Below are 11,645 nucleotides of genomic sequence, written 5' to 3'. Positions count from 1 at the left end.
ATTGTAAAGAACTTGTCATTTAAAATCATGACTACTATTATAACCCAAGGATTTTAAAAAGCATAGCCTTACATGTATCCTTTTTCTTTTAAACTAATATATTTTCGATCTCCGATAATTAAATGATCTAACAATTCAATTCCTATGATAAATCCGCACTCTTTTAAGCGTTTCGTTACCTCTATATCTTCTCTGCTGGGAGTAGGGTCGCCGGAGGGATGATTATGAATACAAATAAGAGATGCAGCTGAACGACGAAAGGCTTCTTTAAATACTTCTCTTGGATGGACAATAGATGAATTGAGGCTTCCGATAAAAATGGTTTGCTTGTGGAGAACTTGATTTTTCGTGTTGAGGTATAAACAGACGAAATGCTCTTGGGACAGCACGCGCATTTCTTCCATCACATAATTAGCTCCGTCTTCAGGGCCATGAATGGTATATCGCTCACTAGATTTCCGCTGTACAATCCTCTTACCTATTTCAATAGCCGCTATAATTTGAATCGCTTTTGCAGGTCCGATACCTTTAATATTCATCATTTCATCAAGCGATGCATGCTGTAAAAGTTGAAGACCTTCAAAATGCGTTAATATGCGATTGGACAGCTGAAGAACAGATTCATCTTTGGTTCCGGTGCGCAGCAAAATAGCAATAAGCTCGTGGTTAGAAAGACTAGAAGCACCCATTGCCACAAGGCGCTCTCGAGGTCTTTCATCTTGAGGAAAATCTTTAATTAGCAATGATTGATCCAATTTCGTCACTCCTTTTTAGTAGACGAAACCGTATTGTTTTAGCTCACGTATTGTTCGGGAGAGCGGCAAGCCCACCACGGAGAAATAGTCTCCTTCAATTTTTTTAACTAGCGCAGCACCGAGACCTTGAATTCCATAAGAACCAGCCTTGTCCATAGGCTCTCCTGACTCTACGTACTGTACGATTTCATCTTGTTCAATCGGCCAAAACTCTACATCAGTTTGTTCATAAAACGTATGAACTTTTGCATTTGATACGAACGCTACTCCAGTTAACACCTGATGTTTTTGACCTGACAGCATCGTAAGTGTTTCAATCGCTTCTTGTTTCGTTTTTGGCTTTCCTAAAATACGATTGCCATATACGACAACTGTATCGGCGCCTAGGACCATATCCTCTTTATAATGCGAAGCGACGTCCACTGCTTTTTGCCTAGCTAAATCCATTACTACCTCGGACGGAGTGTATGATGGATTGACGATTTCTTCAATTGTACTAACGTGAACGGTAAAGGGAATGTGAAGCTGCTGAAGTAATTCTTTTCGACGAGGAGAGCCTGAGGCTAAAATTAATGTTTGTTTCATACATCTCACCTTTGCATTTTGATTTTAAAAAAGAAGGACACACCGTTATTTTAGCAATTTCATCTCTAAATGACAATAAACAAGTGAGGCAGCATTACACTACCTCACCTGTTAAGACGTTACAAGGCTTTCATACTGCTGAAGAGCTTTTAACACATATCGCTGAGCAAGCCAAGCGTCTTTACTGCTTTTATTGTCTTCATATGAAGAAAGAGAAGCAGCAGCCTTTTGAAGGGTGCTCACCATGGTTTTAATGTCTTCATTTGACGCTTCTTTCTGAACTTTTGTCAGCTCTTTTTTCAAAGATTTGATATCGGCTACCCGCTCTCCCTCAATCGCTTTAACAGATTGATCTAAGAGATTAGCCATAAACGGCTGCGCTGTTGTTATAACCGTTTGATCTTTTTTCCCTAATTCGCTAGTGGGCTTAATTTCATAAGACTTTACATATACATCTTTACCTTGTTGTTTATACGTTTTACTAAGTGCCTTTGCTTTTTCTTCTCCAGTGGCAGCACCAACGACAAGAGAATAGGTTTTAGGTGAAAAAATCTCGCCTGCTTCGTTCTCTTCTTTCCATTTATCCATTGCTTTATTTGCAGCAGTTTTTGATGAAAAAGCACCTGCTTGCACAATGTAAAAGGAAAAAGGGTCTAAAGTAGAAGCAGCAGCTGACGTATCCTTCGATTCCTGTTCTCTTTTCTTTTCAGCTTTACCAATACTTTCAGTGGCAGACGCTGTTTGAGCAGCTTTTTCTTCTTTCGCTCGCTCACTTGTTTGTGCTTTTCCTACAGGCTGTTCGCTTCCTGTCATCATTTTCACACCAACCATACCGATGCCGCTGCCTATTCCGACTGCTAGTAATACAATCACAGCCGTTCGTTTGATCACACCGCCGTTTACTGTTTTAATCGAAACATTTTTAGGGTGTAATCGCGGCTTTTTCTTCTTTTCATTTCTTACATCTTCAATAAACACCACTTTATTTTCTTCCACATGAGAATCTTTGGATGCCGGTTCCGGAAGAACCCACGTAAATTCGTCTTTTTCCGGCGCTTGTTCTTCCTTCTCATCCTTAGATTGACCATTGATTTTAATTGAAATTTTTCGTTCCTGCTTGTCCACTGCCCCACCGCCTTTAGTTAACGTAGTCTTAGTACCGGTTGTAAGCTGAGGTAAACCGACATAAAACATACACTTTTTTCCATGCTATCATAGAAGAAAAAAAAAATAACAAGACATTTGTCGTCTTGTTACAAAAGGTTTTCGCTATTTAGTTACAGAAATTTTAACTTTGTCGAAGACTTGAAGCTCAATAAAAATAGTTGCTAACATACCAATCTATCAATTCGTTTCCATGAAAATAAGCAGCGATTGTCCCTATAAAAATAAAAGGAACGAAAGGAATTGGTACACCTACCTTTGCCTTTTTCATTAATAATGCTCCTATACTAACGGTTCCGCCTATTAATATAGCTAAAAAAAGTGATAGCAAAACAAGCTTTACTCCAAGCACAATACCAATCAAACCATACAATTTAATATCTCCTTCTCCAAGGCCTCCTCTGCTGAGAAATGCGATTAGAAAGAGGAGAAAAAATGCGATTCCTCCTCCCATTAAAGAATCACTCCACGAAGTTAATGGAATGAAAAGACGCTCAAGAAGAAAGATAGGCAAAAAGAAAAGCAGCACCTTATTTGGGACAATCATATAGGCTATATCTGAGACAACGATAATTGTTAAAAAAGAAACAAAAGTTAATATGACAATCAGTTCTAACGTCATATTAACTTTTAAAAAAGCATATACAAATAAACTTCCTGTCGAAAATTCTACGAACGGGTAGATGAAGGAGATTTTTTTGCGACACATACTACATTTTCCTGCATTTTTAATGTAGGAGACTACGGGGATTAACTGTTGTGGAGAAAGAACGTATAAACAGTGTGGACAATGAGATCTTGGAGATAAAATAGATTTTCCCTGAGGAATTCTAAGGCCTGCTACGTTGTAAAATGAACCTAGAGTGATACCTGAAACGAATAGATAAAGGTAAATTATACTCATACGACTCCTTCCATTTCAGGGGTATAGAATACTAACTGTAGATTTTCTTTTGAATGGGGCAATGTATCTTTTCCTTTTAAATAGCTGCCAATAAACGGTATGAGAAAAGCTGCTAGAAGACCTATTACGATAACCAGTATGATCACTTGCGTGAGAGAAAGTCCTTTATTCTCTTTTGACAGTTTATCCATTTCCACACCTCTCTTTTATTGATTAGTATCAAACAGCTCCTTCATTAATAAACTGAATCTTAATACCCATAAAAGTCATATTCTGTATGCCTCCTTCCTTAAAACACACCTTTTATAGGTAATAAGGATTATACCACTAAAAAACAAAAACAGCATAAAAAAACGTCTGCAAAAGCAGACGTTTTTTAATAGTAAGGAGCCATAAATAAGTAGACAATTACACCTGTAAGGCTTACATAAAGCCAGATTGGCATTGTCCATCGCACAATTTTTTTATGTTTTTCAACTTGCATTGTCCAGCCCCACACAAGTGCAAACAGTGCCAGCGGAACGATAATCGCTGCTAAGAAACTGTGTGTGATCAAAATAAAGAAGTAAATGGGACGAACAATTCCTTCTCCACCAAACGTAGCTGTTTCCGTTGAGATATAGTGGAACGTTAAATATGAAACTAAAAAGAGCAGTGTAGAAGTGAATGCCGCTAAGATAAACCCTCTATGAGCATTGATGTTTTTTCTAAAGATTGAAATCAACGCTGCAACTAAAAAAATAAACGTAAAACTATTCAAAATAGCATTTAACCGTGGAAAGATAGTCAAATCAAAACTTACTTTTCCTTGATAGCCAATATTCGAAAAGAATAGCAGTAAGATAATAACATTCGCTATCACTGAAAAGGTAAGAATAATACCGGTAAAGTTTTTATTACTTTTCGGTACAATTTTTTCATTATTCTTACTCATGTTAACAATCTCCTTATTTAGTGATGTACATGTTTATTATATATCACTTACCTAGGGGGTGAAAGTGACAATACTTTGAACTTAGTGCTTCCTTATTATTTGTATCCCTTTCATACATTATGTTAAAAGCAGCAAGATTTCACTTGCTGCTTCTGCTGCTCATTTGAGAAGAAAGGCTCGCACTTCTGATATAAAATACAGAGACCCTGTAATCACGACCATGTCTTGTTCACCTGTCGCCTTTTCCTTTACGTAAGCAATTGCTTTTTTCCACTCCTCGTCCATATGCTTATTACGATGAGTACTCATCTCATAAAGCTCCCCAGCTGCGCGAGCACGAGGAAAGTCAAACGACGTAAATGTAATACTTGCAGCGATTGTTTCAAGTTCTTGGACCATTCGATCAGCGCTTTTATCATTTAAGCAGCTGAAGATTAAATGAATGTTTCGATCTTCATAATGAAGGCGTAAAGTAGATAACAAGCTATCAATGCCTTCTGCATTATGAGCCCCGTCAATAATCGTTAAAGGATGCTCATTTACTATCTCAAAGCGGCCGTTCCACTTTGTATGCTGAATCCCTTTTATCATTTGCTCATTGAAGATAGAAAGCTTTTTCTTTTCTTTTAAATAACAAACGGCCATCACAGCCAAAGCTGCATTTTTAACTTGATGATAGCCAAGCATATTTAATTGCAAGTGTTCAAATGTACCATACGGCGTTTTTAACGTAAAGCCTTCTCCATTTGCTAAGGGCTCATAGTTTTCAATTTTAAATTCTTTTCCTAACACAAATAACGAAGCCTGCTTCAAATTTGCCTCTTCTGTAATGACGTCAAGCGCCTTTACTTGCTCTGCACCAGTAATAATAGGGACTTCTTTTTTAATAATCCCCGCTTTTTCTGCTGCAATTTCTTCTACCGTATCACCTAGTATCGCCATGTGATCAAATCCAATGTTTGTAATAATACTCACCATAGGATTCACAACGTTTGTTGAATCATATCGTCCCCCAAGACCTGTTTCAAACACAACATAGTCAACTGAATCATGATAGCCGAAATAAAGAAAAGCCATGATTGTAATCACTTCAAATTCCGTTGCTGACCCTAAGTCCGTATGTTCTAGTCGCTCCACTACAGGCTTTACTTCCTGAACAAGAGCGGTCATTGCTTCATTTGAAATAGGCTGTCCATTCACGCTAATCCGCTCATTAAATGTTTCGATATAAGGGGAAGTAAACGTTCCAACTTTATACCCTGCTTCTTCTAACATATTTCGCAAATACGAAACAGTAGAACCTTTACCATTCGTCCCAGCAACGTGAATAGCATTTATATTTTGCTGCGGAAAATCAAGCTGCTCTAGCATCCATTCCATTCGTTCTAACCCCGGCTTGATTCCAAAGCGAAGTCTGTTATGAATCCAATCAAGCGCTTCTTCATATGTCGTTATCATCTTTTATTCACCTTTCTTTTCCATCGCTATTATTATGTAAAGAAAAAGCGTCGCTATACAAGCCACGCTTTTTCTGTTAGTTTATTAACCCATTGATTATCCGCGTAATTCAGCAATACGAGACTGCACAGCTTCACGTTTTTCAACGTAATCTTGCTCTTTTGCACGCTCTTCTTCTACTACTTTAGCAGGCGCTTTTGCAATAAAGCCTTGGTTGTTTAATTTCTTTTGTACACGTTCTACTTCTTTGTTTAACTTATCGTATTCTTTTTCTAAACGGGCGATTTCTTCTTCGATATTAATTAAACCTTCAAGAGGTAAAATTAATTCTGCGCCTGTTACAACAGCAGTCATCGCTTTTTCATCTAATGAAACATCGGTTGAAATCACAAGCTCACTTGGATTACAGAAACGTTCTACATACGCACGATTCTTTTCAAGCTGACTTTGAATATTTTCATCTTTAGCTTTAATAAATAATTTTACTTGTTTGCTCATCGGCGTGTTCACTTCAGCACGAATGTTACGAACAGCACGGATAATATCTACAAGTAAACGCATATCGTTAGCAGCTTCTTTATCCGAAAGCTCAGCGCGTACTTCCGGCCATTTAGCTACTGTAATTGATTCACCTTCATGCGGCAAGCTTTGCCAAATTTCTTCAGTAATAAACGGCATGAATGGATGTAAAAGTCGCATTGTGTTATCAAGTACATAAGCTAAAATTGAGCGAGTGGTCTTTTTAGCTGCTTCATCTTCTCCGTAAAGAGGAAGTTTAGCCATTTCAATGTACCAATCGCAGAAGTCATCCCAAATAAAGTTATAAAGAATGCGTCCAACTTCACCAAATTCATATTTGTCAGCTAATTTTGTTACGTGCTCAATCGTTTCATTTAAGCGCGTTAAAATCCATTTATCCGCAACTGACTTTTCGCCTGATAAATCAAGCTCTTCAAATGTGATGCCGTCCATGTTCATTAATGCAAAACGAGAAGCATTCCAAATTTTATTTGCAAAGTTCCACGTCGCTTCGACTTTTTCAAAGCTGAAGCGTAAATCTTGTCCCGGTGAGCTTCCTGTAGATAAGAAATAGCGAAGAGAATCTGCACCGTATTTCTCGATTACTTCCATTGGATCTACGCCGTTACCAAGTGATTTACTCATCTTACGACCTTCAGCATCTCGTACAAGACCGTGAATAAGTACATCGTCAAACGGACGTTTACCCGTAAATTCAAGACCTTGGAAAATCATACGAGATACCCAGAAGAAAATAATGTCGTAGCCCGTTACAAGCACATTTGTTGGGTAGTAGCGTTTGAAATCAGCTGCATCCACATCCGGCCAGCCCATTGTTGAGAACGGCCATAGCGCTGAACTGAACCATGTGTCTAATACATCTGAATCCTGTTCCCAGTTTTCGATATCTGCTGGAGCCTCATGATCTACGTATACTTCTCCAGTTTCTTTATGATACCAAGCTGGAATGCGATGTCCCCACCAAAGCTGACGCGAAATACACCAGTCGCGAATATTTTCCATCCAGTGTAAGTATGTCTTTTCAAAACGATCAGGCACAAAGTTTACTTTTTCTTCTTGTTTTTGAAGATCTACTGCTTTATCTGCTAACGGCTGCATTTTTACAAACCACTGAGTTGATAAATAAGGTTCAACAACGGCACCGCTTCGTTCACTGTGACCTACTGAATGCATGTGGTCTTCAATGTTGAACAATACGCCGTCTTCTTGAAGGTCTTTAACAATTTGCTTACGGCAAGCAAAACGATCCATTCCTTCATATTTACCTGCTTTGTCATTCATCGTGCCATCTTGATTCATCACTAAAATACGCTCTAAATTATGACGGTTTCCAATTTCAAAATCGTTCGGGTCATGAGCAGGCGTAATTTTTACCGCACCAGAACCAAATTCCATATCTACATAATCATCGCCTACGATTGGAATTTCACGACCTACAATCGGAAGGACAACCTTTTTGCCGATTAAGTGCTTATAGCGATCATCTTCAGGGTGAACAGCTACAGCCGTATCTCCTAGCATTGTTTCAGGACGAGTTGTTGCGATTTCAATATGTCCAGAACCATCTGCCAACGGATAGCGCATATGATAAAACGCACCTTGTACATCTTTGTAAATAACCTCGATGTCTGAAAGAGCTGTTTTTGTAGCTGGATCCCAGTTAATAATATATTCTCCGCGATAGATTAACCCTTTTTTGTAAAGCGTTACGAATACTTCGCGCACTGCTTTAGAAAGGCCTTCATCAAGCGTGAAGCGCTCGCGTGAATAGTCTAAGCCAAGTCCTAGCTTCGACCACTGCTGGCGAATAAAGCTTGCATATTCTTCTTTCCATTTCCACGTTTCGGCTACAAAATTTTCGCGGCCTAGATCGTAGCGGCTTTTCCCTTCGCTGCGAAGCTTTTCTTCTACTTTTGCCTGCGTTGCAATCCCCGCATGGTCCATGCCAGGAAGCCATAAAACGTCATAGCCTTGCATGCGCTTCATACGCGTTAAGATGTCTTGTAACGTTGTATCCCAAGCGTGGCCTAAATGCAGCTTGCCCGTTACGTTTGGGGGTGGAATTACAATTGTATATGGCTCTTTTTCAGGGTCATTTGTTGCTTCAAAAAACTTCCCGTCTAACCAATACTGATAACGATTTTCTTCAACGGCTTTTGGATCATACTTCGTTGGAAGAGTCACTTCTTTTTCAGACATAATGTATACCTCCATAATATAAAGTTTCAGTCTTTAGAAACTGTGTAAAGCTTTTATAAACATAAAAAAACTCCTTTCCTAATAAAAGGACGAAAGGAGTTGATTTCGCGGTACCACCTTTTTTTATAGACGTATCCCGTTTGATAAGCCTATACACTTCATTTCATAACGGTTGATTAACCGGCTTTTTCTACTGAGCTATGCAGCTGTTCAAAAAAGCTACTCATAGGCGACATTCCGAGTGCACATTCTTAAGAAATCTCACAGCAGCTGATTTCTCTCTCTGAAAGACGAACATCCCGTACTCTTCCTATTCACTGTATTTATGTATGAATTTCTCTTAATTATACTATATGAAAAAATGTTGAATCGTCAATAATCTTCTCCATTTTTTTATGATTATATTCATAATTTTTTTGTTCTGCTCTTTATTTTTTCATTCACTCGCTAATTTTGGAAATAAAATGAAAAGTCCGCTCAAAAAAATGGCACCATTTCTTTCTTTTTTCATATACTTACTTTAACCTGGGCACGTGGATTGAAAGGGGCATGTACAAATGAAGAAACGAATAAATGTAAATTCGTATCAGCTGCAGCGGTGGCTCAAAACAGCAGGAGCGGCTTGTGGACAGTTTATTGTTCCTTTAACAATTTTTCAAGGTATACGTACACTATTCTTCCCCACAACCTTTGATGTACTGTTGTTGGCACTTCTTGCCATACTAGCGGTTGCTTTATATTCGGACTGGATTTAAAAACCCAAGCGCTATTCGTTCGCTTGGGCTTGTGCAGCTGCTTCCGCTGCCATTTTTTTTTGCTGATCTACTTCAAATATTTTAATATTGAGCTGTTCAATGTTTTTCGTCAGCCAGTATGCTCGAATAAATGACTGCATATGTTCAAGCTCCGTTTTACTTTCTTTATGCTGCCTATATTGAACGATACACTGATACAAGGGTTCTGGAAACGCTAAATAACTGTGCAAAAGCAGTCTTTCCTCTTCTCTGAGAGCAAAATGTTTTTCATACGTACTAAACCACTCATAGCTGTCATAGGTAGTTACTGGGTACGTGCGAAGAGTACGAAAATAAAATGAGACCAAATCATAAATCGGTGAAGCATCTTTTGCATGTTCAAAGTTAATAAAAAAACCATTTCCCCGTTCGTCATAGATAAAATGTTTAGCCGATAGCTTTCCATGAGACGTAACCAGCCGGATCTTTTCCTTTTCTTCCATTTCATCGTTCCACTGATCGAGCTTTCCAAAACCAAACTCAAGCGCTCTTGTCATTTCATAATAAAATGTACAGTAATGCAATTCAAACGGGGACATATACACTTTCTTCTCGCATTCTACTACGTACTGCTTCAGCTCTTCCTGACGTTTTTCCCACGTTTCTTTCATCGATGTATAATGATTTTCTATATCTTCTTTTTTTACTTCTACTTCCTGCGCCGAAGCACCGTGAAGCTTAGCAAGCTCTTGAAATAATTTATGATATCGAATATCACGCTCTTCGGTTGGGTTATTTGGGAGCCACGGCATTAAGTAATACGAGCCGCTTTCATCTGAAACAATGGGCTGAGAACGCTTCGTTTGATAAATAGGGACAAAGCCCATCCACCCTTTTTGATACACGTTCTGCAACTTTTGAATGAAGTTCTGATTTCGCTCTTGATGATTCGCCATTTCTTTAAGCGCAAATACGCCAGTTTTTGTATAGACTTTTTTTACTTTTCCGTGGTCTTCGATAAAGTCAACATCTAAGTCATATTCTTTTAACAATACTTTGTAGTCTGCTACTGTCCGCTGCATCTATATTCTCCTTCCTCGTAAAAAATAAAGAAAACAGTTAAGACATTATATGCGTCAAAACTGTTTTCTTTCCGACTTTAACGAACGGGAATATTTAAGATGCTTCCTTCTTCCAGCTCATATTCATCTCCTAAATTATTCACTCGTAAAATGTTTTGTACATTCGTATTATAGCGGTTTGCTATCGTATCAAGCGAATCTCCGTCTTGAACAATACAAAGCTTCCACGTTGAAAAAGCTTCTTCTTCCCGCGAAAAGAGCTTTGTTAAATAAAGGGCGTTTTCATTTCGGCCGCTTTCATTTTCTTCTTTCCGAAATTCAACAATAATCTTTTCCTTTTCTTGCTCAGCCTCTTGTTGAACGTCAGCATACGTATTTAATTCACTAGCTTGCGATTCTTCGAAGCTTTCTTGCTCTTGACGAAGCTGAAAGAGCTCAATCACGTTGTCTTCTCTTTCTTCCTCGATTGGTGCCTCTTTTTTCACTTCGACTTCAAATGGTTCATATGCTTCCTCTTCATATTCCACGACCGGCTCAGCACGAGATTCTTTTTTAAATACAGATGAAAAATAACTAGGAGGCTTTTCTGAATGATCTTCTTCAATAGCCTCTGCCTCTAAAAGTGCGGGAGCTTCACGATAGCTTACGTCAAACTCTTGCTCCTCTTGTTTCTCTTCTTCTTGAGCAAAGTTTTCAGTATATACCTCTTCAGCATCGTCTGCTTCTTCATAGGAGACGATGTGCTGTTCTTCCGCAAACTCTTCCTCTTCTTCTCGTTCTTGTTCTTCATGCTGTTCCCCGTACAATCCTGTGATGGACAAGTCAGCCATTAGCTGCAGCTGATTTGTGCCTGGTAATTCATAATCAAATAAATCAATAGATACATATACATCTTCAATACTTTGAATACGATTTTTAGGAATGGTAATATCAACAGGAAATTGATGTGATAATTCAGCCGTTCCGTCTTCACGGACAGAGATAGATTGCACTTGATTCTCATTTGTATATTCGCGTAACGAGTGCTCTCCCTCGTACGTTTCGTATTCACCTGTTAATTGTAATGCTCCTCGAATAGACACATATTGGTCATATTCTTGAATAGATACTTGAGGCTCTAAGGAGATAGACAAAAGTTGTGAGACTTCCTGTCCTTTTTGAAACCATACTGATTCTTCTACGGAAAAACGCAGACATGATAAATTATCCTGCGACAAATTGTTCTCCCCCTTCCAACACCCGCCAGGTAATAGCGCGGTCATTAAAGATGTATGAACAAATAAATTAAAA

At 38.5% G+C, this 11,645-nt stretch carries 11 protein-coding genes and 1 other annotated feature; of the genes, 1 reads left to right on the top strand and 10 read right to left on the bottom strand.

Annotated features, from left to right (window positions below; translation table 11 throughout):
• Window positions 1-68 precede the first annotated feature (68 nt).
• From radC to AC1VNJ_RS01125, 8 genes are all read right to left on the bottom strand, one after another.
• The gene (gene radC / locus AC1VNJ_RS01160; protein ID WP_028411718.1) at window positions 69-755 is read right to left on the bottom strand and encodes a RadC family protein; all 687 of its coding nucleotides are present in this window, start codon (window positions 753-755) and stop codon (window positions 69-71) included.
• A gap of 15 nt (window positions 756-770) precedes the next feature.
• Entirely contained in the window at window positions 771-1,340 is a 570-nt protein-coding gene (locus AC1VNJ_RS01155; protein WP_033579650.1) for a Maf family protein, read from the bottom strand.
• A 111-nt stretch (window positions 1,341-1,451) separates the two neighbouring features.
• The gene (locus AC1VNJ_RS01150) at window positions 1,452-2,534 is read right to left on the bottom strand and encodes an SPOR domain-containing protein (protein WP_482640257.1); all 1,083 of its coding nucleotides are present in this window, start codon (window positions 2,532-2,534) and stop codon (window positions 1,452-1,454) included.
• 118 nt (window positions 2,535-2,652) lie between these two features.
• A complete protein-coding gene (locus AC1VNJ_RS01145; RefSeq protein WP_049166229.1) occupies window positions 2,653-3,408 on the bottom strand; it encodes a prepilin peptidase in 756 nt (251 codons plus the stop codon).
• Complete coding sequence (locus tag AC1VNJ_RS01140; RefSeq protein ID WP_033579647.1) at window positions 3,405-3,599, bottom strand: ATP synthase subunit B family protein; 195 nt, start codon at window positions 3,597-3,599, stop codon at window positions 3,405-3,407. Before AC1VNJ_RS01140 ends, AC1VNJ_RS01145 begins: the two co-directional genes overlap by 4 nt.
• A gap of 185 nt (window positions 3,600-3,784) precedes the next feature.
• Window positions 3,785-4,342, bottom strand: a complete 558-nt coding sequence (locus AC1VNJ_RS01135; protein WP_028411723.1) for a DUF420 domain-containing protein — start codon at window positions 4,340-4,342, stop codon at window positions 3,785-3,787.
• A gap of 159 nt (window positions 4,343-4,501) precedes the next feature.
• On the bottom strand, window positions 4,502-5,800 hold the full coding sequence (locus tag AC1VNJ_RS01130) for a bifunctional folylpolyglutamate synthase/dihydrofolate synthase (protein ID WP_049166230.1): 1,299 nt from the start codon (window positions 5,798-5,800) through the stop codon (window positions 4,502-4,504).
• Window positions 5,801-5,896: 96 nt separating this feature from the next.
• A complete protein-coding gene (locus AC1VNJ_RS01125; RefSeq protein ID WP_034265552.1) occupies window positions 5,897-8,539 on the bottom strand; it encodes a valine--tRNA ligase in 2,643 nt (880 codons plus the stop codon).
• 82 nt (window positions 8,540-8,621) lie between these two features.
• Window positions 8,622-8,866: a binding site (T-box leader), on the bottom strand.
• 230 nt (window positions 8,867-9,096) lie between these two features.
• Here AC1VNJ_RS01125 and AC1VNJ_RS01120 point away from each other — a divergent pair.
• Window positions 9,097-9,294, top strand: a complete 198-nt coding sequence (locus tag AC1VNJ_RS01120; protein WP_013059354.1) for a hypothetical protein — start codon at window positions 9,097-9,099, stop codon at window positions 9,292-9,294.
• A gap of 11 nt (window positions 9,295-9,305) precedes the next feature.
• Here AC1VNJ_RS01120 and ysxE read toward each other — a convergent pair whose 3' ends face one another.
• Together ysxE and spoVID are read right to left on the bottom strand one after the other, a co-directional pair.
• Window positions 9,306-10,355, bottom strand: coding sequence for a spore coat protein YsxE (gene ysxE, locus AC1VNJ_RS01115; RefSeq protein WP_049166231.1), 1,050 nt, complete (start codon window positions 10,353-10,355; stop codon window positions 9,306-9,308).
• A gap of 77 nt (window positions 10,356-10,432) precedes the next feature.
• Window positions 10,433-11,572, bottom strand: coding sequence for a stage VI sporulation protein D (spoVID, locus tag AC1VNJ_RS01110; protein ID WP_028411727.1), 1,140 nt, complete (start codon window positions 11,570-11,572; stop codon window positions 10,433-10,435).
• Window positions 11,573-11,645: the final 73 nt, after the last annotated feature.

This window comes from Priestia sp. 3CA3 (assembly GCF_056836725.1).
The sequence above is the reverse complement of the archived record's forward strand: the minus strand, read 5'-3'. Positions and strand labels throughout refer to the sequence as shown.